Annotated in this window: 3 protein-coding genes; all 3 read left to right on the top strand. The window is 74.3% G+C overall.

The annotated features are described in order from the left end of the window. The first annotated feature begins 87 nt into the window (after window positions 1-87). The 3 genes from ACFWZ5_RS12280 to ACFWZ5_RS12270 are packed head-to-tail and all read left to right on the top strand — an operon-like array spanning window position 88 to window position 25,908. On the top strand, window positions 88-11,154 hold the full coding sequence (locus ACFWZ5_RS12280) for an amino acid adenylation domain-containing protein (RefSeq protein ID WP_384796007.1): 11,067 nt from the start codon (window positions 88-90) through the stop codon (window positions 11,152-11,154). Next, complete coding sequence (locus tag ACFWZ5_RS12275) at window positions 11,151-24,629, top strand: amino acid adenylation domain-containing protein (RefSeq protein WP_384796005.1); 13,479 nt, start codon at window positions 11,151-11,153, stop codon at window positions 24,627-24,629. The genes ACFWZ5_RS12280 and ACFWZ5_RS12275 overlap by 4 nt, the downstream gene beginning before the upstream one ends. 40 nt (window positions 24,630-24,669) lie before the next feature. After that, complete coding sequence (locus tag ACFWZ5_RS12270; RefSeq protein WP_384796003.1) at window positions 24,670-25,908, top strand: MFS transporter; 1,239 nt, start codon at window positions 24,670-24,672, stop codon at window positions 25,906-25,908. The last annotated feature ends 185 nt before the right edge of the window (window positions 25,909-26,093 follow it).

Genomic DNA, 26,093 nt, shown 5'->3' with positions numbered 1-26,093 from the left:
TGAGGCGTACGCGTAGCCGCGTCTGCACAGCAAATGGGTCCACATATGGACGAGTGGGCTTCAAGGGAATTACGGGGAGAGCTAGTCATGCTTGGCCTGGACCGTTCGCCGCTTTCGCGCGCACAGCGCGGCGTGTGGCTCGCGCAGCAGCTGGATTCGGTGAGCAGCGCGTACAACATCGCCCAGTACACCGATATCCGCGGGCCGTTGACGCCCCCGCTGCTCCTGAGGGCCGCACGGCAGGCGATCGCGGAGACCGAGGCGCTCGGCATCCGGTTCCAGGAGAGCGGCGCCACCGCCGTGCAGATCCGGCGCGAGCGCCCCGACGACTGGGAGCTCCCCTACGTCGACCTCAGCGGCGAACTGCTGCCGCGCGAGGCCGCCGAGCGGTGGATGCGCGAGTCCGTGGAGCGCCCGGTCGACCTGGTCGCAGGGCCGCTGTTCACGGTCGCCGTACTCCGGCTCTCCCCGGAGTGGCACCTGCTCTACCTCCAGGGGAACCACCTCGTCACGGACGGCTACTCCGGCGCCGTCATCAGCGGCCGCGCGGCCGAGATCTACACGGCACTGGCCCGCGCCGAGGAGCCGAAGGACCGCACCTTCGGCACGCTGTCCGAGCTCCTCGCGCAGGACGCGGACTACCGCGCCTCAGCGGCGTACGAAGAGGACCGCGCCTACTGGGCGGAGCGGCTGCGCGACCGGCCCGCGCCCAGCGCGCTCTCCGGCCGCCCCGTGGCACCCGCGGGCAGCGCGACGCGCCGCGTCGGACGCATCGGCACCGCGGACGCGGACGCCGTGCGGCAGGCCGCGCGCGCCGCCCGCAGCGCCATGCCCGCCCTGGTCATCGCCACCACCGCCGGCTACCAGCACCGTATGACGGGGGAGCGGGACGTCGTCATCGGCCTGCCCGTGACCGCGCGCACCAACGCCGCCCTGCGCGCCACGCCCGGCATGGTCTCCAACGTCGTGCCGCTGCGCCTGGAGGTCGACCCCGGCGCCCCCTGGACCGACCTCGTGCGGCAGGCGTCCGCCGAGACCAAGCGCGCGCTGCGCCACCAGCGCTACCTCCTCCAGGAGATGCGCGCCGACCTCGGCACCACCGACGCCCTGTTCACGACGCAGGTCAACATCCTGCCGTTCAGCGGCGGACTGCCCTTCGGCGACGCCGTCGGCACCCAGACCTACCTCGCCGGGCCCGCCGAGGACCTCTCCGTCGTCGTGCAGGACCACGGCGGCGACGGCATCATCCTCGAAGTCGAGGCCAACGCCGCCTCGTACACGGCCGACGAGGCCACCGGACACCAGCAGCGCCTGCTCTCCTTCCTGTGCGCGGCCGCCGCCGACCCGACCGCCACGGTCGGCCGCACCGAACTGCTCACGCCCGCCGAGCGCCGCCACGTCCTGACCGGCGGCGCCAGCACCCCGCACCGCGAGGACCCGACGGCCACCACCCTCACCGAGCGCTTCACCGCACAGGTCCAGCGCACCCCCGACGCGACCGCCGTCACTGGCGACGACGAGCGCCTGACCTACCGCGAACTCGACGAGCGCGCCAACCAGTTGGCGCACCGCCTCATCGCGCTCGGCGTCCGCGACGAGACCCCCGTCGTCGTGCTCCAGGAGCGCACCGTCGACCTCGTCGTGTCCACGCTCGCCATCATCAAGGCGGGCGGCTGCTACGTCCCCGTGGACCTGCGCCACCCCGACCAGCGCCTGCGCACCATGACGCGGGACACCGGCGCGCCCCTGGTGCTGTGCGACCGCACGACCGTCGAGCGGGCCCGCGAGCTCGGTGTGCCCGCCGTCGTCGTCGACGACCCCGCCACCCGCGCCGGGCAGCCCGTCGACGAACCCGCCGTCGTCTGCCGCCCCGCGCAGCTGGCGTACGTGATGTACACCTCGGGCTCGACCGGCGCCGCGAAGGGCGTCGCCATCACGCACGAGGACATCCTCGGGCTCGCCTTCGACAGCGTCTGGCGCGGCGGCGCGCAGCAGCGGGTGCTCATGCACTCGCCGGCCGCCTTCGACCTCGCGACGTACGAGCTGTGGGTGCCGCTCCTGGGCGGCGGTGAAATCGTCGTCGCGCCCCCCGGCGAACTGGACATCCCCACCCTGGGCGCCGCCCTCGCCCGCCACCGCGTCACCTCGCTGTGGCTGACGGCCGGTCTGCTCCGGCTCGTCGCCGAGGAGGACCCCGGCTGCCTCAAGGGACTCGACCAGCTGTGGGCGGGCGGCGACGTCGTGCCCGCGGCGACCGTGCGCCGCGTCCGCGAGGCCTGCCCGGACGTCACCGTCGTCGACGGCTACGGACCGACCGAGGCCACCACCTTCATCACGTACCACCGGCTGCCTCCGCACGCCGAGGTGCCCGACCCCATGCCCATCGGCCGCCCCTTCCAGGGCATGCGCACGTACGTCCTCGACGAGGGCCTCAGGCCCGTGCCGCCGGGCCGCGTCGGTGAGCTGTACGCCGGAGGCATCGGCCTCGCGCGCGGCTACGTCCGGCAGGCGGGCAAGACCGCCGAGCGCTTCGTCGCCGACCCCTTCGCCGCCGACGGTACGCGCATGTACCGCACCGGCGACCTGGTGCGGTGGAACGCCGACGGGGACCTGGAGTTCGTGGGCCGCGCCGACGACCAGGTGAAGATCCGGGGCTTCCGCATCGAACCGGGCGAGATCGAGTCCGTGCTCGCCGCGCACCCGCGCGTCGCCCACGCCGCCGTGGACATCCGCACGGGCCCGCGCGGCGACAAGCGCATCGTCGCCTACGTCGTCGCCGAGGAAGCCGGGGCGGAGGCGGGCGAGGAGACCCGCGGGGAGGCCGGCGGGGAGACCTGCGGGGAGGCCGCCGCCTTCGACGTCGACGACCTGCGCGCGCACGCGGCCCGCGACCTGCCCTCGTACATGGTGCCTGCCGCCTTCGTCACCCTGGACACGCTGCCGCTCACCCACAACGGCAAGGTCGACCGCAGGGCCCTGCCCGAGCCCGTTTTCACGGCCGCCGTCGAGACCGGGCGGGCCCCGGCGACCCCGGCCGAGGAGGCGCTCTGCGCGCTGTACGCGCAGGTGCTCGGCGTCGAGTCCGTCGGCGCCGACGAGGGCTTCTTCGAGCTCGGCGGCGACAGCATCATGGCGATCCAGCTCGCCAGCCGGGCGCGCCGCGCGGGCCTGGTGTTCACGCCCCGCGACGTGTTCACGCACCGTACCGTCGCCGCCCTCGCCCGCGTCTGCGGCACCGAAGAGGCGGCCGCGGTCGAGCGCGACCCGGACGCGGGCACCGGGCCCGTGCCCGCCACGCCCATCGTCGAGTGGCTGCGCGAACGCGGCGGCCCCGTCGACGCGTTCCACCAGGCGACCGTCCTCGGAGTCCCGGCGGGCCTCGACGAACAGGCCCTGGTCCGCGCCGTGCAGCACCTCCTCGACCGGCACGACGCACTGCGCCTGCAGCTCACCGACGCGGACGGGGCCTGGCAGCTGGCCGTCGCCCCGCGCGGCACGGTGTCCGCCAAGGAGTGCGTCACGCGCGTCGACGCCACGCACGCCGACGGCGACGACGCCCTGCGCGCGCTCGTCGACGCGGAGCGCGAGCGCGCCGCGCGCCGCCTCGCGCCCCGCGACGGCGCACTCGTCGAAGCGGTGTGGTGCGACCGCGGCCTGGACGCGCCGGGCCGCCTCGTCCTCGTCCTGCACCACCTGTGCGTCGACGGCGTCTCCTGGCGCATCCTGGTGCCCGAACTCGCCGCCGCCTACGAGGCCGAGGTGCGCGGCGCGGCCCCGGACCCCGCGCCGCTGACCACCCCGCTCAAGGAGTGGGCCGAGCAGGCCGCACGCCGCGCCCACGCGCCGGAGCACACTGCCGAACTCGCCCTGTGGCAGGACGTCCTCGGCGAGGACGAGCAGCCGCTGGGCCGCCTCCCCCTGGACCCGGCCCGCGACACCGTGGCCACCGAGGCCCGCCTGACCCGCACCCTGCCTGCCGACCTGACGGGCCCCCTCCTCACCACCGTGCCCGCCGCCTTCCACGCGGGCACCACCGACGTGCTCCTCGCGGGCCTTACGCTCGCCGTCACCGACTGGCGGCGCGCCACCGGCCGTGACGCGGGGCCGGTCCGCGTCGACGTCGAGGGGCACGGCCGCGAGACGGAGTCCTTCGGGGATCCCGGCATCGATCTGACGGGCACCGTCGGCTGGTTCACCTCCCTGTACCCGGTCCGCCTCGACGCGCCCGGCGACCTCGACGGCGCCTGGGCCGGGGGAGCGGCCGCGGGCGACCTGATCAAGAACGTCAAGGAGCACCTGCGCGGCCTGCCGCACCACGGACTGGGATACGGACTGCTGCGGTACCTCAACGCCGACACCGCCGCCGTGCTCGGCGCCCGGCAGCACCCGCAGATCGGCTTCAACTACCTCGGCCGTACGTCCGGCCTGGCCCCGGCCGTCGCCACCGCCGACGCTGTCGACGCCTGGACCGTCGACGCCGACGGCTTCCACGGCGGCGCCGACCCGCGGATGCCGCTCGTCCACGCCCTGGAGATCGAGGTCATCGCCCAGGAGACGGGCGACGGCGACGAGCTGAGCGTGGTCTGGCGCTGGCCCGGCGGCCTCTTCGACGCCGAGGAGATCGAGGAGCTCGCGGACACCTGGCAGCGGGCCGTCGCGGCCCTCGTACGCCATGCGCAGACACCGGGCGCGGGCGGGCACACACCGTCCGACCTGGACCTCATCGCCCTGGCACAGGCCGACATCGACGCCCTGGAGGCGGAGTTCACGCCCGCGTACGGCGGCGTCGAGGACATCCTGCCCGTCGCGCCCTTCCAGGAAGGGCTCCTCTTCCACGCCCTGTACGACACGTCGGCCGCCGACGTGTACACCGCGCAGTTCGCCTTCGAGCTCACCGGGCCCCTGGACGCCGCGGCGCTGCGCGGCGCCGCGCACGAGCTGGTGCGCCGCCACCCGGCGCTGCGCAGCGCGTTCCGGCAGCGCGGCGGCGACGGCGCCTGGACGCAGGTCGTGGCCCGCGACGTGCCCCTGGACTGGCGGGAGACGGACCTCGGCGACCTGGACGCGGCGGACCGGCGCGCCCGGCTCGACGCGATCCTCGCCGAGGACCTGGCCGAGCGCTTCGACGTGGCCACGCCCCGGCTCGTCCGCTTCGGACTGCTGCGGCTCGCCGCCGACCGGCACGTCCTCGTCCTCATGAACCACCACGTGGTCCTCGACGGCTGGTCCACCTCGCTCCTGATGAGCGAGCTGTTCACGCTGTACACCCAGGGCGCGGGCGCGCTCCCCGCGGTGCGGCCCTTCCGCGACCACCTCGGCTGGCTCGCCCGCCAGGACCACGACGAGACGCTGCGCGCCTGGACGGACGCGCTCGCCGGAGTCGACGAACCCACCCTCATCGCCGCGCCCACGGGCGCCGCCCTGCCGCAGCGGCCCGAGCGGGTCGACGTCGACTTCTCCGCCGAGCTCACCCAGCGCCTCCTCGCCGCCGCGCGCGGCCGGGGCCTGACCCTGAACACGCTGGTCCAGGGTGCCTGGGGCATCCTGCTCGGCGCGCTCACCGGCCGCGACGACGTGCTCTTCGGCGCCACCGTCTCCGGCCGTCCCGCCGACCTGCCGGGCGCCGAGGACGTCGTCGGCCTGCTCATCAACACCGTGCCGGTCCGGGTGCGCCCGACGCCGGGCGCGAGCGCCGCGGAGCTGTTCGGTGCCGTGCAGGCCGAGCAGTCGGCGCTCACCCCGCACCACCACGTCGCCCTCACCGACCTGCACACCGCGACCGGGCTCGGCGCCCTGTTCGACACCTGCCTGGTCTTCGAGAACTACCCGGTGGACATGGCGGCGCTGCGGCTGCCCGGCGGCGGACTCGGCATCACCGACGTCACCGTCCGCGACGGCGCGCACTACCCGCTGCGCCTCGTCGTGCTGCCCGGCCACCACAGCGGCGGGCAGCTGCGCATCGCCCTCGACCACCGCCCCGACGTGCTCGGCCGCGAGGAGGCCGAACGCATCGGCCTGCGCCTGCACCGCCTCCTCGGCGCCCTCGCCGACGCCGGGACCTGGGACGCCCCGCTCGCCCGCCTCGACCTGCTCGCCCCCGACGAGCGCGCCCAGGTCCTGACCGAGTGGAACGCGACCGCGCACCCGGTGCCCGACACCACCCTGCCCGCCCTCGTCGAGGAGCAGGCCGCCCGCACCCCCGACGCGCCCGCCCTCCACCACGACGGCACCACCTGGACGTACGCCGAACTCAACGCGCGCGCCAACCAGCTCGCCCACCACCTGCGCGAGCGCGGAGCCCGCCCGGAGGCGAAGATCGGCGTCGCCCTGGAGCGCTCGCCCGAACTCGTCCTCGCGCTGCTCGCCGTCGTCAAGACCGGCGCGGCCTATGTGCCGCTCGACCCGGACTACCCCGCCTCGCGCACCGAGCAGATCCTCACCGACGCCGCGCCGGAGCTGGTCCTGACGAGCACCGCGCTCGCACCCCGACTGCCCGCCGGCACACCGGCGTTGGCCCTCGACAGCGACGACGCCCTGGCGCGCGTAGGGTCCTGCCCGGACACCGACCCGGACGCGGACCGGCCCACCGGCCGCACTCCCGCGTACGTCATCTACACCTCCGGTTCCACCGGCCGCCCCAAGGGCGTGGTCGTGGAGCACGCCGCGATCGTCAACCGCCTGGTGTGGATGCAGCACCAGTACGGCCTCGACGCCACCGACCGGGTGCTCCAGAAGACCCCGTCGAGCTTCGACGTGTCGGTGTGGGAGTTCTTCTGGCCGCTGATCAGCGGCGCCGCCATCGTCGTCGCGCCGCCCGGAGCGCACCGCGAACCGGCGCTGCTCGCCCGTCTGATCCAGGACACCGGCGTCACCACCGTGCACTTCGTGCCGTCGATGCTGCGTGCCTTCACCGACGAGCCCGCCGCCCGGGGCCGCACGGGCCTGCGCCGCGTCTTCAGCAGCGGCGAGGCCCTGCCCGCCGACCTCGTCGAGGACTTCCGGCAGATCTCCGGCGCCCCGCTGCACAACCTGTACGGGCCGACCGAAGCCGCCGTCGACGTCACCCACTGGACCTGCCCGCAGCAGGACGTGCCGCGCACCGTGCCGATCGGCCGCCCCGTGTGGAACACGCAGATCCGCGTCCTGGACGCGGCCCTGCGCCCCGTGCCCCCGGGCGTCACCGGCGAGCTCTACCTGGCGGGCGCCCAGCTCGCCCGCGGCTACCTCGACCGGCGCGGCCTGACCGCCGAGCGCTTCGTGGCCGACCCCTACGGCCCGCCCGGCACCCGCATGTACCGCACCGGCGACCTCGGGTCGTGGGACGCCGAGGGCAGCGTGCGCTACGCCGGGCGCTCCGACCACCAGGTCAAGATCCGCGGCCAGCGCGTCGAACTCGGCGAGATCGAGGCCGCGCTGAGCGCGCACCCGACCGTCGGACAGGCGGCCGTGGCCGTCGTGGACGGCAGGCTCGTGGCGTACGTACTGCCCGTCGGCGACGACCTGCCCGCCGATGGCGCCACCGCCGCTGAGGACCTGCGCGCGCACCTCGCCGCAGAGCTCCCCGCCCACATGGTGCCCGCGGCGTTCCTCACCCTCGAAAGCTGGCCGCTGACACCCAGCGGCAAGCTCGACCGCAAGGCGCTGCCGCGCCCCGGCTTCGAGGCCGCCGCGAGCAGCCGCGCGCCCCGCACCGAGCGCGAGTCCGCGCTGTGCGCGCTCTTCGCCGACGTGCTCGGTGTGGAGCGGGTCGGCATCGACGACAGCTTCCTCGACCTCGGCGGGCACTCCCTGCTCGCCACCCGGCTCACCAGCCGCATCCGCGCCGAGCTCGGCGCCGAGGTGCAGATCAAGGACCTGTTCGAGCAGCCCACCGTGGCGGCGCTCGCGGCCCGCATCGACGGCACGGACGGGGACGCGAGGCCGCCACTCACCGCCACGGACCGGCCCGCGGCCGTACCCCTGTCGTACGCCCAGCGCCGCCTGTGGTTCCTCAACCGCCTCGAGGACGGCTCCACCGCCTATCACATGCCGCTCGCCGTGCGCGTGCGCGGCGCCCTCGACCGGGCGGCGCTGGAGGCGGCGCTCACCGACGTCGTGGCGCGGCACGAGAGCCTGCGCACCGTCTTCCCCGAGACCGACGGCGAACCGCACCAACTGGTGCGCCCCGCGGGCCCCGTGGCGCCGGAGGTCCGCGACTGCCCGGCCGCCCGCCTCGACGACGAGCTGGCCGCCGCCATCGCCCGCAAGTTCGACCTCACCGGCGAACTCCCGCTGCGCGCCCATCTGTTCGGCATCGGCGCCGACGAGCACGTCCTGCTGCTCGTCGTGCACCACATCGCCGCAGACGGCTGGTCCATGCGCCCGCTCGCCCGGGACATCTCCCTCGCGTACGCGGCCCGCGCCCGGGGCGGATCCCCGGCCTGGCAGCCGCTGCCCGTGCAGTACGCCGACTACACCCTGTGGCAGCGCGAACTGCTCGGCGACGAAGCGGACCCGGACAGCCTGGCCGCACGCCAGACCGCGTTCTGGCGCGCCGAGCTGGCCGGCGCCCCCGACGAACTCCAGCTCCCCTACGACCGGCCGCGCCCCCGCACCGCGAGCCACCGGGGCGCGACCGTGCCCGTGCGGTTCGGCCCCGACACCCACGCCGCCCTGGTGCGGCTCGCCCGCGACGGCGGCGCAAGCCCCTTCATGGCCGTCCAGGCCGGGCTCGCCGCGCTCCTGTCGCGGTGGGGCGCGGGCACCGACATCGTGCTCGGCACGTCCGTGGCCGGGCGCACCGACGTCGCGCTCGACGACCTCGTCGGCTTCTTCGTCAACACGCTGGTGCTGCGCACCGACGTGTCGGGCGACCCCACCTTCCGTGACCTGCTCGGCCGGGTCCGCGACGCCGACCTGGCGGCGTTCGCGCACCAGGACGTGCCGTTCGAGCACCTGGTGGAGCAGCTCAACCCGGCCCGCTCCATGGCCCGGCACCCGCTGTTCCAGACGATGCTGACGTTCCAGAACACCACGGCGGCCGACGTCGGCCTCGCGGGGCTCGACGCGGCCATCGAGCCGGCCGGTGCCGCGTCCGCCAAGTTCGACCTGGCCTTCAGCCTCACCGAGCGGTACGCCGACGACGGCGCCGCCCTGGGCATCGAGGGCGAGGTGGAGTACGCCACGGACCTGTTCGACGCCGCCACCGTCGAAGGCCTCGTCGCGTCGTTCGCGCGCCTCCTCGAAGCGGCCGCGGCCGCCCCCGACCGCCCGCTCGGCCAGGCCCCCGTGCTCGCGCCCGACCAGCACACCCTGATCGTCGAGGGCTGGAACGCCACGGCCCGCGCGAACCCGCCCGCCACACTGCACGCCCTCGTGGAGGCGCAGGCGGTCCGCACCCCGGACGCCGAAGCGGTCCTCGCGGCGGACACCACCCTGACCTACCGGGAGCTGGACGAGCGGGCCAACCGGCTCGCCCGCCACCTCGTCGAACAGGGCGCGGGCCCCGAGGACTTCGTCGCCCTCGCGCTGCCCCGCACCGCCGCGACCCTGGTCGCCGTCCTCGCCGTGCTCAAGGCGGGCGCCGCGTACGTCCCGGTGGACCCGGCCTACCCCGCCGAACGGATCGCCCACATCCTGGGCGACGCCCGCCCGGCACTCGTCATCACCACGGCGGACACCCGGATCGCCACCGCCGAGGTGCCGCGCCTGGTCCTCGACGACCCGCACACGGCCGCAGCCGTCGCCGCGCGCCCGGCCACGCCGCTCACCGACGCCGAACGCCGCGCCCCGCTGCGCCCCGGCCACCCCGCGTACGCCATCTACACCTCCGGCTCGACCGGCACGCCCAAGGGTGTGGTGGTGCCGCACGAGAACGCCGTGAACCTCGCGCTGTGGGCGGTCGAGGAGTTCGGCCCGCAGCGGCTCGCGAGGACGCTGTGCGCCACGTCCCTCAACTTCGACGTCTCCGTCTTCGAGCTGTTCGGGCCCCTGGCCTGCGGCGGCCGCGTCGAGATCGTCCGGGACCTGCTCGCCCTCGGCGAACGGCCCCGCTGGGACGGCACGTTGCTCAGCGGTGTGCCCTCGGCGTTCGCGGGCGTCCTCAGCGGCGCCGCGGGCAAGGTCACCGCCGACACCGTCGTCCTGGCGGGCGAGGCGCTGTCCGCGCAGGCCATGGCCGACATCCGCGCCGCCGTCCCCGGCTGCCGGATCGCCAACATCTACGGGCCCACCGAGGCCACCGTCTACGCCACTGCCTGGCACGCCGACGCGGACACCACCCAGGCACCGCTGATCGGACGGCCGGTCCGCAACACCCAGGTGTACGTCCTCGACGCGCACCTGCGCCCGGTCCCGCCGGGCGTCGCGGGCGAGCTGTACCTCGCGGGCACCGGACTCGCCCGCGGCTATCTGCGCCGCCCCGCGCTGACCGCGGAACGCTTCGTGGCCAGCCCGTTCACGCCCGGCGCGCGCCTGTACCGCACCGGCGACCTGGTCCGCTGGACCGGCGACGGACAGCTCGCCTACCTCGGCCGCTCCGACCAGCAGGTCAAGATCCGCGGCTTCCGCATCGAACTCGGCGAGGTCGAGTCCGTCCTGGCCGCGCACCCCGCCGTGGCCCACTGCGTCGCCACCGCCGCCGAGGGCCCCGCCGGAGACCTGCGCCTGATCGCGTACGTGGTCCCCGAGGGCACCCCGGACGCCGGACTCGCCGGCGCCCTGCGCGAGCACGCCGCACGCGCCCTGCCCGGCTACATGGTGCCCGCGCACCTGATCACCCTGGACGCGCTGCCGCTCACCCCGAGCGGCAAGCTCGACCGGGCCGCGCTGCCCGCGCCCGACGTCCGCGCGGACGAGCACACCGCCTACCGGGCCCCGCGCGACCACCGCGAGGAGACCCTGGCGGGCATCGTCGCCGAGGTCCTCGGCCTGGAGCGGGTCGGCGTCGACGACGACTTCTTCGTCCTCGGCGGCCACTCCCTGCTCGCCACCCGCGTGATCAGCCGCATCCGCGCCGCCCTCGGCGTGGACCTGCCGCTCGGCGCCCTGTTCGAACACCCCACGGTCGCCCGCCTCGCGCAGGCCGCCGCCACCGCAGCAAGCACCACCACGGAGCAGGGCCGCTCCAGCCGTCCGGTCCTGCGCCGCATGCGCCGTCCCGAGGAGGACGAATGATCCCGCTCTCGTACGCCCAGCGCCGCCTCTGGTTCCTCAACCGCCTCCAGGACGGCACGGCGCTCTACAACATGCCGCTGGCGCTGCGCCTGACGGGCCGCCTCGACCGCGCGGCGCTCAAGGCCGCCCTCACCGACGTCGTCGAACGCCACGAGAGCCTGCGCACCGTCCTGCCCGAGCGCGACGGCGAGCCGCGCCAGCGCATCCTGCGCATGGACAAGGTGCGGCTCGACATCGTCGAACGGTCCTGCTCCGAGGAGGAGCTGCAGGCGGCGCTGACCGCCGAGGCCGGTCACCGCTTCGACCTGGCCACCGACCTGCCCCTGCGGGTCGTGCTCCACGCGACAGGACCGGACAGCCATGTCCTGCTCCTGGTCCTGCACCACGTCGCGGGTGACGGCTGGTCCCTCGCACCGCTGGCCCGGGACGTGTCGGTGGCGTACGCGGCCCGCGCCGAGGGCCGGGCGCCCGGCTGGGAGCCGCTGCCCGTGCAGTACGCGGACTACGCCCTGTGGCAGCAGGAGCTCCTCGGCGACGACGCCGACCCCGACAGCCTGATGGCGCGTCAGACCGCCTTCTGGCGCGACGCCCTCGCCGAGCTGCCGGACGAGGTGGGCCTGCCGGGCGACCGGACGCGCCCCGCCGTGAGCAGCGAACGCTCCGGCAGCGTCCCCTTCGCCGTGGACGCCGCCGTGCACGCGCGCCTCGCTGACCTCGCGCGGGCAAGCGGGGCGAGCGTCTTCATGGCGGTGCAGGCGGCCCTGGCCGCGCTCCTCGCCCGGCTCGGCGCGGGCGAGGACGTGCCGATCGGCTCCCCCATGGCGGGCCGCACGGAGGAGGACCTCGAGGACGTCGTCGGCTTCTTCGTGAACACGCTGGTGCTGCGCACCGACGTGTCCGGCGACCCCACCTTCCGCGAACTCCTCGGCCGCGTCCGCGCCTCCGACCTCGCCGCCTTCGCCCACCAGGACGTACCGTTCGAGCGCCTGGTCGAGGCGCTGAACCCGGCCCGGTCCAGGGGCCGCCACCCCCTCTTCCAGGTCATGCTGGCCTTCCAGAACACCGAGCTGCCCGTCGTGGACCTGCCGGGCCTGCGCGTCGCACCCGAGCAACTGCCGCGCACGGGAGCCAAGTTCGACCTGCACATCGAAGTGGGGGAGAGCTACGCCGCGGGCGCGCCCGGCGGCATCACGGGCTGCGTCGACTACTCCGCCGACCTGTACGACCACGAGACGGTCCAGGCGTTCGCCGACCGGCTCGCCGCCTTCCTGGCCGCGGTGTGCGCCGCGCCGGACCTGCCGCTCGCCGAGCACGACATCGCCACACCGGCGGACCGCCGCGTCCTCGCCGACGTGAACGACACCGCAAGCGAGGTCCCCGCCACCACCCTGGTGTCCGTCATCGAGGAGCAGGCCGCCCGCACCCCCGACGCCCCCGCCCTCGTCTTCGGCGGAACGACCCTCACCTACCGTGAGCTCTCCGCGCGGGCCAACCAGCTGGCCCGCCACCTCGTCGGCCTGGGCGCAGGACCCGAGACGACCGTCGCGCTCGCCGTGCCCCGCTCCGTCGAGCTGATGGTCGCCCTCCTCGCCGTCCTCAAGTCCGGCGCGGCCTACGTGCCCGTCGACCCGGACTACCCGGCCGACCGCATCGCGTACATGCTGGCCGACGCGGCCCCCGTCGCCGTCCTCACCAGCGGCGACCTGGCGGCCCAGCTGCCTCAGGCGCCCGCACCCCTGGCCCTCGACGACCCCGCCCTGCGCGCCCTCCTCGAGCGGCACGCCGCCCACGACCTGACCGACGCCGAGCGCACCACCGCCCTGCGGCCCCGCAACGCCGCGTACATGATCTACACGTCGGGCTCCACGGGCCGCCCCAAGGGCGTCGCCGTCCCGCACGACGCGATCGTCAACCGGCTCCTGTGGATGCGCGCCGAGTACGGCGTGCACGCCGCCGACCGCGTGCTGCAGAAGACGCCGTCCAGCTTCGACGTGTCCGTGTGGGAGTTCTTCCTGCCGCTGCTGTCCGGCGCGGCCCTCGTCATGGCCGAGCCCGGCGCGCACCGCGACCCGGCCAGGATCGCCGCGACCATCCAGCGCCACGGCGTCACCCTGACCCACTTCGTGCCGTCCATGCTGCACGCCTTCGTCGACGAGCCGACCAGCGCCGCCTGCACGAGCCTGCGCCACGTGGTGTGCAGCGGCGAGGCCCTGCCCACCGACCTGGCCGCCCGCTTCCGCGACACCCTCGGCGCCGACCTTCACAACCTGTACGGCCCCACCGAGGCCGCCGTCGACGTCACCTCCCACCCCGCGTCCCCCGAGGACACCGGCGGCACCGTCCCCATCGGCCGCCCCGTGTGGAACACCCAGGTGTACGTCCTCGACCGCGCCCTGCGCCCCGTACCGCCCGGCGTCACCGGGGAGCTGTACCTCGCCGGCGACCAGCTCGCCCGCGGCTACGCAGGACGGCCCGCCCTGACCGCCGAGCGCTTCGTCGCCAGCCCGTTCGCTACCGGCGCCCGCATGTACCGCACCGGAGACCTCGTCCGCTGGGACCGCCACAGCCGGCTCGTCTTCATCGGCCGCGCCGACCACCAGGTCAAGCTGCGCGGCCTGCGCGTCGAACTCGACGAGATCGCGGCCGTGCTCGCCGCCGCACCCGGCGTCTCCTGGGCGACCGTCGTCGTCCACGAGCGCGCCGCGGGCGACCAGCTCCTCGTCGCGTACGTGCACGGCGACGCCCCCGGCGACGAGGCCGCGCTGCGCGCCCACGCGGCCACGGCACTCCCCGACTACATGGTCCCGTCCGCCGTCATCGCCCTCGACGCCGTGCCCCTGACCCCGAGCGGCAAGCTCGACCGCAAGGCGCTGCCCGCCCCCGAGTTCACCTCGGCGAGCACCGGCCGGGCCCCGGCGAACGCCACCGAAGAAGCCCTCTGCGCCATCTTCGCCGAGCTCCTCGGCGCCACCTCGGTCGGCGCCGACGACGACTTCTTCGCGCTCGGCGGCCACTCGCTGCTCGCCACCCGCCTGATCGCCCGCGTCCGCTCCGCCCTCGACGTCGAGCTGCCGCTGCGCGCCGTCTTCGACACCCCGACCGTCGCGGGCCTCGCCGCCGTCGTGCGCCACGGCGCCACCGGGTCCCGTCCCGCCGTGCGCGCCGTCACCCCGCGCCCCGAGCGCCTCCCGCTCTCGGTCGGCCAGCGCCGCCTGTGGTTCCTCGACCGCCTGGAGCCGGGCGGCGACGCCTACAACATGCCGCTCGCGCTGCGTCTGACGGGCCGCCTGGACCGTGCGGCACTGCGCGCGGCCCTCGCCGACGTCGTCGAACGCCACGAGAGCCTGCGCACCGTCTTCGCCGAGACCGACGGCGAACCGCACCAGGTCGTCCTGCCCCTGGACCGCGCGACCGTGCCCTTCGACGTACGCGAGTGCGCCGAGGACGACCTGGCGGCGGAGCTCGCCGAGGCCGCACGGCACCGCTTCGACCTCGCCGCCGACCTGCCCGTGTACGCCCGCCTGTGCGCCACAGGACCGGACAGCCACGTCCTGGTCCTTGTCCTGCACCATGTGGCGGGCGATGGCTGGTCCCTCGCCCCGCTGGCGCGGGACGTGTCGGTGGCGTACGCGGCCCGCGCCGAGGGCCGGGCGCCCGGCTGGGAGCCGCTGCCGGTGCAGTACGCGGACTACGCCCTGTGGCAGCAGGAACTCCTCGGCGACGAGAGTGACCCCGACAGCGTCCTCGCACGCCAAGTCGCCCACTGGCGCGACGCGTTGGCGGGCATCCCGGAGGAGCTCCCGCTCCCCGTCGACCGCCCCCGCCCCCCGCGCCCCAGCTACCGCGCCGACACCGTGCCCTTCACCGTGAACGCCGAGGCGCACGCGCACCTCGTGGACCTCGCGCGCGCCAGCGGGGCGAGTGTCTTCATGGTGGTGCGGGCGGCCCTTGCGGGCCTGCTCTCGCGCCTGGGCGCCGGGCACGACGTGCCGATCGGCTCCCCGGTGGCGGGCCGTGCGGACGAGGCCTTGGAGGACGCGGTGGGCTTCTTCGTGAACACGCTGGTGCTGCGCACCGATGTGTCGGGCGACCCGACCTTCCGTGAACTGGTCGGTCGTGTGCGGGAGTCGGACCTGGCGGCGTTCGCGCACCAGGACGTGCCGTTCGAGCGCCTGGTGGAGGTCCTGAACCCGGTGCGCTCTCTGGGCCGCCATCCGCTGTTCCAGGTCATGCTGGCCTTCCAGAACACCGAACTCCCCGTCGTGGACCTCCCCGGCCTGCGCGTCGAGGAGGGGCCGGGCGCACCCGTCGCCGCGAAGTTCGACCTCATGGTCAACCTGCGCGAGCGGTACGACGAGAACGGCGCCGTCGCGGGCATGGAAGGCACCGTCGACTTCGCCACCGACCTCTTCGACCGGGCAACGGCACAGGGCATCGCCGACCGGCTCACCTCCTTCCTCACGGCCGCCGCCCAGAACGCGGACCGCCGCCTCGGCGCGTTCGAACTCCTCACGGACGGCGAACGCGCAGGCCTGCTCACCGCAGGCCAGGGCAACCAGGTCGCTGTCCCGGAGGAGGCGACGCTGGTGTCGCTGCTGCAGGAGCAGGTTGCGGCGCGGCCGGATGCGGTGGCTGTGGTGGATGGTGAGTCCACGCTGTCGTACGCCGAGTTGTGGGCCGAGGCGGGTGCTTTGGCCTCGCGGCTTGCGGTGTCCGGCGCTGGCGCTGGCTCGGTCGTGGGTGTGGTGGTGCCGCGCTCGGTCGACTGGGTGGTGGCGCAGGTGGGTGTGGCGCTGTCGGGTGCGGCGTGGTTGCCGTTGGACGCGGGTCTGCCTGCGGAGCGCATCGCATCGGTGCTTGATGAGGCGCGGCCGGTCGCGGTGGTTGTGGTGGAGGAGACGGCGGGGATGGTGCCGCCGGGTCTCGTCCACGTCGCTCTGGACCACGAGCGTGCGGGCAGTGTCGAGCTTCCCGCCGTGTCGGGTGAGGACGGCGCATATGTGATCTACACGTCGGGGTCGACGGGTCGGCCCAAGGGTGTGGTGGTGACCCAGCGCGGCGCGGTGAATCACATGGTGTGGATGCGGGCCGAGTTCGGGGTCGGGGCCGGGGACCGTGTGCTGGCTCGTACGTCGCCGGGCTTTGACGCGGCGGTGTGGGAGTCGTGGCTGCCGCTGGTGTCGGGTGCCACGGTGTGCGTGGCCTCTGACGAGGTGGCCAAGGAGCCGGAGCGGCTGGTCGCTTTCATGCGGGAGCGGGCGGTGACGGTGGCGCAGTTCGTACCGACGCTGCTGGCTGCTGTTCTTGAGGTGCCGCAGGCTCGTGAAGTCACTTCGCTGCGGCGGGTGTTCGCCGGTGGTGAGCCGTTGCGGTCCTCGCTGGCCGGGTCCACCGTGGACGTGTGGGGTGTGCAGCCGGTCAACTTGTACGGGCCGACGGAGACGACCATTCAGGTCACCTTCGGCACCGGCACGGGCGTGGACGGCGGCACGGTTCCGATCGGCCGTCCGGTGTGGAACACGCGTCTGTACGTCCTGGACGCGCACCTGCGTCTGGTCCCGCAGGGCGTTGTGGGCGAACTGTATGTCTCCGGTGAGGCGTTGGCGCGCGGCTACCTCCAGCGCCCGGGTCTGACGGCGGAGCGCTTCGTGGCCGACCCGTTCGCGATGGGTGAGCGGATGTACCGCACCGGTGACCTGGTGCGTTGGGGTGCCGACGGTCAGCTGGTGTTCGTCGGCCGCGCCGACGACCAGGTCAAGCTGCGCGGCTTCCGCATCGAACCCGGCGAGATCGAAGCCGCCATCGAAGCCCTGGACGGCGTGTCCCGCGCCGTCGTGGCTCCGCAGGCGACACCCGCGGGCGAGCAGCACCTCGTCGCCTACGTCGTCGGCGCGACGGACCCCACGGCCGACCTACGCGCGGCCCTGGCCCGGACGCTGCCCGAGTACATGCTGCCGTCGCTCTTCGTGGCCCTCGACGCCTTCCCCCTGCTGTCCAACGGCAAGGTCGACCGCAAGGCCCTCCCCGCACCCGAGTTCGCGCCTACCGAGGCGGGCCGCGCGCCCGCGACGCCGCGCGAGGAAGTGCTGCGCGCCCTGTTCGCGGACGTACTCGGCCTGGACGAGCGGCGCGTCGGCGTGGACAACAACTTCTTCGCCCTGGGCGGGCACTCGCTGCTCGCGACCCGGCTCGCCAGCCGCGTCCGTACCGCCGTCGGCGTCGAGATGCCGCTGCGGGCGCTCTTCGAGGCCCCGACCGTGGCCGCGCTCGCCACGGCCCTGGACGAGCGGCCCGAGACGGGGCGCCCCGCCCTGCTCCCGGCCGCACGGCCCGAGCGGCTCCCGCTCTCGTACGCCCAGCGCCGCCTGTGGTTCCTCAACCGTCTGGAGCCGGGCAGCGGCGCGTACAACATGCCCCTCGCCCTGCGCCTGACCGGCCGCCTCGACCGCGAGGCCCTGCGCGCCGCGCTCGCCGACGTCCTGGCACGGCACGAGAGCCTGCGCACCGTCTTCCCCGAGCGGGACGGCGAACCGGAGCAGGTGGTGCGCGCCACCACGGCCGCGACCGTGCCGCTCACCCTCACGGACCTCGCCGAGGACCGCCTCGCGGACGCGCTGCGCGCCGCCGTCCAGGAAGGCTTCGACCTCGCGGCGGAGCTGCCGCTGCGGGTCGTGCTGTTCTCGCTCGCGGAGGACAGCCATGTGCTGCTCCTGGTGCTGCACCATGTGGCGGGCGACGGCTGGTCGCTCGCGCCGCTGGCGCGGGATGTGTCGGTGGCGTACGCGGCGCGTGCCGAGGGTCAGGTTCCGGCGTGGCAGCCGCTGCCGGTGCAGTACGTGGACTACGCGCTGTGGCAGCGCGAGCTGCTCGGCGACGAGAGCGACGCCGAGAGCGTCCTCGCGCGGCAGATCGCGTACTGGGAAGCCGCCCTCGCGGGCCTCCCGGAGGAAGTGACCCTGCCTGGCGACCGCGTGCGCCCGGTCGTGGGCAGCGACCGGGGCGGCAGCGTGCCCTTCGCGCTCCCCGCCGACGTGCACGCCCGCCTCGCGGAGCTCGCCCAGGACAGCGGCGCCAGCGTCTTCATGATTCTGCAGGCGGCGCTCGCCGCGCTCCTCGCCCGCCTCGGGGCGGGGGACGACGTGCCGATCGGCTCCCCGGTGGCGGGCCGCACGGACGAGGCGTTGGAGGACGCGGTCGGGTTCTTCGTGAACACGCTGGTGCTGCGCACCGACGTGTCCGGCGACCCCACCTTCCGTGAACTGATCGGTCGTGTGCGGGAGTCGGACCTGGCCGCGTTCGCGCACCAGGACGTGCCGTTCGAGCGCCTGGTGGAGGTCCTCAACCCCGTCCGCTCCCTGGGCCGCCACCCGCTGTTCCAGGTCATGCTCGCCTTCCAGAACACCGACCTGCCGACGGTGGACCTGCCGGGCCTGCGCGTCGCGCCCGAGCAACTGCCGCGCGGCGGCGCCAAGTTCGACCTCTCCGTGGACGTGGGGGAGACCTTCGCCGACGGCGCGCCCGGCGGCATCACCGGCTGTGTCGACTACTCCGCCGACCTGTACGACCGCGCGACGGCCCAGGCGTTCGCGGACCGGCTCGCCGCCTTTCTGACGGCCGTGTGCGCCGCACCCGACGAGCGCGTCGCGCACCACGACCTCACCACTGCCGCGGAGCGCGACCTGCTCCTGAACCAGTGGAACGACACCCGCAGGGACATCCCCGACGGGCTCATCCACGAGCTCTTCCAGGAGCAGGTGCGCCGCTCCCCGGACTCCGTGGCCGTGGCCTACGAGGGCACGGAGCTGTCGTACGCGACGCTGAACGCCGAAGTGAACCGGCTCGCCCGGCTCCTCGTGGCGCGCGGCGCGGGCCCGGAGCGCTTCGTGGCCATGGCGATGCCGCGCAGCGAGCGGATGCTCGTGACGCTGCTCGCCGTCCTGAAGTCCGGCGCCGCCTATCTGCCGGTCGACCCCGAGTACCCGGCCGACCGCATCGCGTACATGCTCGACGACGCCGACCCGGCGCTCGTCGTCACCGTGTCCGAGGTGGCCGGACGGCTGCCGCTCGACGGGCGGACCACGGTCGTCCTCGACGAGCCCGCCCTGCGCGCGGAACTCGCCGAGTACGCCGGCACGGACCCGGACGACACCGAACGGACCGCGCCGCTGCGCGCCCACCACCCGGCGTACCTGATCTACACCTCGGGCTCCACGGGCCGCCCCAAGGGCGTCGTCGTGCCGCACGCGGGCCTGCCCAGCCTCGGCTGGTCCAAGGTCGAGTGGTACGCGACCAAGCCGGAGAGCCGTGTCCTGCAGTTCTCCTCGCTCAGCTTCGACAGTCATGTCTCCGAGGTGTGGTCCGCGCTGCTCAGCGGCGCCCGCGTGGTCATCGCCCCGCTAGAGCGCATGATGCCGGGCGACCCGCTCGTCGAGCTCGTCGCGGAGCAGGGCATCACCCACATCGACCTGCCGCCCGCCGGACTCGCCGTCATGCCCGACGGATCACTGCCCGAAGGCGGCACCCTGATCGTCGGCGGCGAGGCCAGCTCGCCCGCACTGGTGCGGCGCTGGTACCGCGACCGCCGCATGATCAACTCGTACGGCCCGACCGAGGCCACGGTGTGCGCGTCGATGAGCGACCCGATCGCCGACCCCACGATCCCGCCCATCGGCCGCCCCATCTGGAACAAGCGCGTCTACGTCCTCGACCACGGCCTGCGCCTGGTCCCGCCGGGCGTCGTCGGCGAACTCTACGTATCGGGGACGGGGTTGGCGCGCGGCTACCTCAAGCGCCCGGGTCTGACGGCCGAGCGCTTCGTGGCCGACCCGTTCGCGACGGGCGAGCGGATGTACCGCACCGGCGACCTGGTGCGCTGGGGCGCCGACGGGCAGCTCGTCTTCCTCGGGCGCGCCGACGACCAGGTCAAGCTGCGCGGCTTCCGCATCGAACTCGGCGAGATCGAGGCCGCCATCGAGGCGGAGCCCGGCATCGGCAAGGCCGTCGTACGCCTGCACCAGGACGAAGCGGGCGACAAGCGCCTCGTCGCCTACGCCGTCGGCACCCGCGACCGCGTCGCCGCCCTGCGCGAACGCCTCGCCGCGAGCCTGCCCGACTACATGGTGCCGTCCGCGTTCATGGCGCTCGACGCCCTGCCGCTGATGCCCAACGGCAAGGTCAACCGCAAGGCCCTGCCCGAGCCGGAGTTCGCGCCCACCGAGGCCGGGCGCGCCCCGCGCACCCCCCGCGAGGAGATCCTGTGCGGCCTGTTCGCCGAGGTCCTCGGCGTACCGGGCGTCGGCATCGACGACAGCTTCTTCGCGCTCGGCGGCCACTCGCTGCTCGCCACGCGCCTCGCGAGCCGGATCCGCACCGTCCTCGGTACGGAGATGCCGCTGCGGACGCTCTTCGAAGCGCCCACCGTCGCCGCGCTCGCCACGGCCCTGGACGAGCGGCACGAGACGGGGCGCCCCGCCCTGCTCCCCGCCGCACGCCCCGAGCGCCTCCCGCTCTCCTTCGCCCAGCAGCGCCTGTGGTTCCTGGAGGCCTTCACCGGACCCACGCCCACCTACAACGTGCCGATGGCGCTGCGCCTGACCGGCGCCCTCGACGTCGACGCGCTCCGCACGGCGCTCGCCGACGTCGTGGCCCGGCACGAGAGCCTGCGCACCGTCTTCCCCGAGTCCGGGGGCGAGCCGCACCAGGTCGTGCGGGCGGCGGACGCGATCGAGCTCGAGGTGCACCTCACGGACGTACGCCACCTCATGGACGTACGCGATCTCGCGGGCGTACCCGACGAGGACGCGCTGCGTGCGGAGCTGGCCCGTGCGGCCGCGGACACCTTCGACATCACCGAGCGGCCGCCGCTGCGCGCCACCGTGTTCCGGCTGGCGGACGACGAGCACGTCCTGCTCCTCGTCCTGCACCACATCGTCACCGACGGCTGGTCCACGGCCCCGCTCGTCCGCGACCTCACCACGGCGTACGCGGCCCGTCGTGCGGGCGCGGCCCCCGAGTGGGCCGAACTGCCCGTGCAGTACGCCGACTACACCCTGTGGCAGCGCGAGCTGCTCGGCGACGAGCACGACCCCGACAGCCTGGCCGCCCGCCAACTCGCCTACTGGACCGAGGCACTGGCCGGCCTGCCGGAAGAGCTCACCCTGCCGGCCGACCGGCCGCGGCCCGCGCAGTCCACGGGCCGGGGCGGCAGCGTGCCGCTGCACGTCGACGCCGACGTGCGCGAGCGCGTGACCGACCTGGCCCGGCAGACGCACACCAGCGTCTTCATGGTGCTCCAGGCCGCCCTCGCCGGCTGGCTGACGGCCCTCGGCGGCGGCGACGACATCCCGATCGGCACGCCCGTCGCCGGGCGCACCGACGAAGCAACCCACGACCTGGTGGGCTTCTTCGTGAACACGCTGGTGCTGCGCACCGACGTGTCGGGCGACCCCACGTTCCACACCTTGCTTGAGCGGGTCAGGGACAGCGACCTGAGCGCGTACGCCCACCAGGACCTGCCCTTCGAGCGCCTCGTGGAGGCTCTCAACCCGGTACGGTCCATGGCCCGGCACCCGCTCTTCCAGGTCATGCTCACCCTCCAGAACACGGAGGTGCCGGACACCGAACTCGACGGCCTCACCGCCCGCCCCGAACCCGTCGCCGCCACGGCCGCTAAGTTCGACCTGTCCCTCACGCTGGGGCAGGACCTGGACGGCGAGCTCGAATACTCCGCCGACCTCTTCGACGCCGACACGGCGCGGTTCCTCGCGGCCTCGTTCGGCCGCTTCCTGGCCGTCGCCGTGGCGGACCCCGAGGCCCGTATGAGCGCCGTGGACCTGCTCACGGAGCACGAGCGCGGCCAACTGGCCGCGTGGGGCGCGGGGAACGCGACCGAGGTCCCGGAGGAGGCGACGCTGGTGTCGCTGCTGCGGGAGCGGGTTGCGGCGCGGCCGGATGCGGTGGCTGTGGTGGATGGTGAGTCCACGTTGTCGTACGCCGAGTTGTGGGCCGAGGCGGGTGCTTTGGCTTCGCGGCTTGTGACGTGTGGTGCTGGCGCTGGCTCGGTTGTGGGTGTGGTGGTGCCGCGCTCGGTGGGCTGGGTGGTGGCGCAGGTGGGTGTGGCGCTGTCGGGTGCGGCGTGGTTGCCGTTGGACGTGGGTCTGCCTGCGGAGCGCATTGCTGCGGTGCTTGATGAGGCGCGGCCGGTCGCGGTGGTTGTGGTGGAGGAGTCGGCGGGTGTTGTCCCGTCGGTCCACCCTCGCGTTGCCCTGGGCTCCGGAGAGCCCGCGCCTACGGATTTGCCTGCGGTTTCGGGTGAGGACGGCGCGTATGTCATCTACACGTCTGGGTCGACGGGTCGGCCCAAGGGTGTGGTGGTGACCCAGCGTGGCGCGGTGAATCACATGGTGTGGATGCGGGCCGAGTTCGGGGTCAGGTCTGGGGATCGGGTGCTGGCTCGTACGTCGCCGGGGTTTGACGCGGCGGTGTGGGAGTCGTGGCTGCCGCTGGTGTCGGGGGCTGCGGTAGTCGTGGCCTCTGACGGTGTGGCCAAGGAGCCGGAGCGGCTGGTCGCTTTCATGCGGGAGCGGGCGGTGACGGTGGCGCAGTTCGTGCCCACCCTGCTCGCGGCCGTCCTTGAGGTGCCGCAGGCGGCTGAAGTCATGTCGTTGCGGCGGGTGTTCGCCGGTGGTGAGCCGTTGCGGTCCTCGCTGGCCGCGTCCGCCGTGGATGTGTGGGGTGTGCAGCCGGTCAACTTGTACGGGCCGACGGAGACCACTATCCAGGTCACCTTCGGTCCTGGTACCGGGGTCACGGGTGGCACGGTTCCGATCGGCCGTCCGGTGTGGAACACGCGCCTGTATGTCCTGGACGCGCACCTGCGTGTGGTCCCGCAAGGTGTTGTGGGTGAGCTGTATGTCTCGGGTGAGGCGTTGGCGCGCGGCTATCTCAAGCGGCCTGGTCTGACGGCGGAGCGTTTCGTGGCCGACCCGTACGCCTCAGGCGAGCGCATGTACCGCACCGGCGACTTGGTGCGTTGGGGCGCCGACGGCCAGCTGGTGTTCGTGGGCCGCGCCGACGACCAGGTCAAGCTGCGCGGCTTCCGCATCGAACCCGGCGAGATCGAAGCCGTACTGCTGCGGCACGAGACCGTGCGGCAGGCGGCCGTCGTCGTCCGTGAGGACCGGCCGGGGGACAAGCGACTGGTGGCGTACGTCGTACCGGCGACGCCCGACGCGGCGGACACGGCGGACGCGGCCGGGCTGCGCGCGTACGCCCTGGGGCTGCTGCCCGACTACATGGTGCCCTCGGCCTTCGTGGCCCTCGACGCCCTGCCGACCACATCCAACGGGAAGCTGGACAAGCGGGCCCTGCCCGCGCCCGTGCTGCCGGCCGGGCGTGCGGGGGCGGGGCGCGCCCCGGGCACTCCGCAGGAGCTGGTGCTCTGCTCGCTGTTCGCCGACGCGCTCGGCGTGCCGGACGTCGGTCCCGACGACGACTTCTTCGCGCTCGGCGGGCACTCGCTGCTCGCCGTACGCCTGATGGGCGCGGTCCGGGAGACGTTCGGCACCGAACTCGGCCTGCGGGCGCTGTTCGAGACCCCGACCGCCGCCGGGATCGGCGCGCGGCTCGGCGAAGGAGCCGCCGACAACGCGCTCGACGTGCTCCTGCCCCTGCGCACCACCGGCAGCGCGGCACCGCTCTTCTGCGTGCACCCCGTCCTCGGTCTGAGCTGGAACTACGCGGCTCTGCTCGGGCACGTGGGCGCGGAGCGTCCGGTGTACGGCCTGCAGGCGCGCGGCATCACGGAGCCGGGCGCGCGGCCCGCCTCCATCGAGGAGATGGCCGAGGACTATGTCGCCCGCGTACGGGCCGTGCAGCCGGAAGGCCCGTACCACCTGCTCGGCTGGTCGCTGGGCGGCACCGTCGCGCACGCCATGGCGCGGCTCCTGGAGAAGGACGGCGAGCGGGTCGCATTCCTCGCGCTGCTCGACTCCTATCCGGCCGACGACGCGGTCAAGGACCCGGCCGTCCTCGACGCGGAGGCCGAGGAGGAAGTGCTCGCCGCCCTCCTTCCGGGTGCCGGGAGCGCGGTGCGTGAGCTCGTCGAGCGCGGCGCGGACCGCGGCGACGTCCTCGCGCTGCTGCGCGCCGAGCAGGCCGAGCGGCTCCACCTGGACGAGGGCACCGTGGCGGCCGTCCTCGACACGGCCGTGCACAGCAGCCGTCTGATCCGCGACCACACGCCCGGCAGCGTCGACTGCGACGTCCTGTTCGTCACCGCCACGCGCGGGCGTCCGACCGACGCGGTCACGGCACGGGAGGCCTGGCAGCCGTACGTGGCGGGCGCGATCGCGGAGCACCGCGTCGACTGCCGCCACGCCGACCTGCTCGGACCCGAGGGGGCCGCCGCGCTCGGCCCGGTCCTCGCAGAAGGCCTCACCGAGGGCCTCGCCCAGGCCCTCGACGGCGGCGCGTGACCCCTCAGCCGCGTAACCCTTCAGAAAGGAAGCACACCGCATGGGACGGCTCCTGGCCGACCGCACTGTCCGATGGTTCATCCTGGGACAGCTCTGCGCGATCCTCGGCGACACGATGCTCTGGCTCGTGGCGGGCATCTGGGTCAAGGAGCTGACCGGCAGCAACTCCGCCGCCGCGTTCACCTTCTTCCTGGTGATCGTGGGGACGCTCTGCGCACCGGTCGGCGGCATGACCGCCGACCGGCACCGCAGGCGCCCGCTCCTCATGGGCCTGTACCTCGGTACGGCCGCCGTGGTGGCGTCGCTGCTCCTGGTCCAGGACAGCGGGCAGATCTGGCTCATCTACGTGGTGATGCTGCTCTACGGCCTCTCGTTCAGCTTCGTGGACCCGGCACAGGCGGCCTTCCTGCGCGTGCTCGTGCCGGAGGACCAGCTCGCCGACGCCAACGCGCTGACGCAGACGGTCAAGCAGGGCCTGCGCCTGATCTCCCCGATCGCGGGGGCCGGGCTGTACGCGGCACTCGGCGCGCACGCCGTGGTGGCCGTCAACATCGCGCTGATGCTGGCCGCCGTCGGCTTCCTGACGGCGGTCCGGCACCGGGAGAGCGCACCGGAGCGCAGCGGCGACAGCTGGCTCCGGGAGATCAGCGAAGGCGTACGACACCTCGCGCGGACGGTCGTCCTGCGCCAGCTCACCATCGCGTGCGCGCTCACGATGGTCGCCATGGGCCTGGCCGAGACGGTCGGACTCGCCGTCGTCGACGACGGCCTCGGACGGGCCCCGTCCTTCCTCGGCGTGCTGCTCGCCGGGCAGGGCGCGGGCGCCATCGCGGCCGGGCTCACGGCGGCCCGCATCGGGCGGCGCATCGGCGAGGGCATGCTGGTCGCCCTCGGCATGGCGGCCTTCGCCGCCGGTGCGCTGCTGCAGACCGTTCCGGCGGTCGCCGCCGTGGCCGCCGGGATGGTGCTGTGCGGCGCGAGCATGCCCTGGATCGCGGTCGGCCTGACCACGGTCGGCCTGCGCCACACCGCGCCCGAACTCGTCGGCCGGGTCTACTCCGGGTTCAACCTCATGATGACCCTGCCGCAGATGCTGGCCATGGCCTGCGGCGCCGGACTCATCGCTGTGGTCAACTTCAAGGTGCTGCTCGTGGCGATGGCGGCGGTCGTCCTCATGTCGGCCGGATACCTCTTCACACGCCAGGAACAGCGGTGGACGGCGCAGGCCGCACCCACCGACACCGCGCGCGAGCCGGTCCGCGAGGCCGACCCCGTGTGAGCGGCGAGCAGGGACGGGACATGACGGGCGGACAGGGACGGGACGTGACGGGCGGCGGGCAGCGGCAGACCGACGGGCGGCGACAGGAGGAGCCACCGCAGGCGGACCAGGGAAGCGGCCGAAGCGGCCGAAGCGGCCGAAGCAGCCGAAGCGGCGAGGCGCGGCGGCGCGCCGGGGAACAGCCC

It is taken from the genome of Streptomyces sp. NPDC059003 (assembly GCF_042740445.1).
Classification (GTDB): domain Bacteria; phylum Actinomycetota; class Actinomycetes; order Streptomycetales; family Streptomycetaceae; genus Streptomyces.
The sequence above is the reverse complement of the archived record's forward strand: the minus strand, read 5'-3'. Positions and strand labels throughout refer to the sequence as shown.

Coding starts and splice junctions, on each gene's coding strand:
- ACFWZ5_RS12280 (WP_384796007.1), top strand. CDS start 88: ATGCTTGGCCTGGACCGTTCGCCGCTTTCGCGCGCACAGCGCGGCGTG.
- ACFWZ5_RS12275 (WP_384796005.1), top strand. CDS start 11,151: ATGATCCCGCTCTCGTACGCCCAGCGCCGCCTCTGGTTCCTCAACCGC.
- ACFWZ5_RS12270 (WP_384796003.1), top strand. CDS start 24,670: ATGGGACGGCTCCTGGCCGACCGCACTGTCCGATGGTTCATCCTGGGA.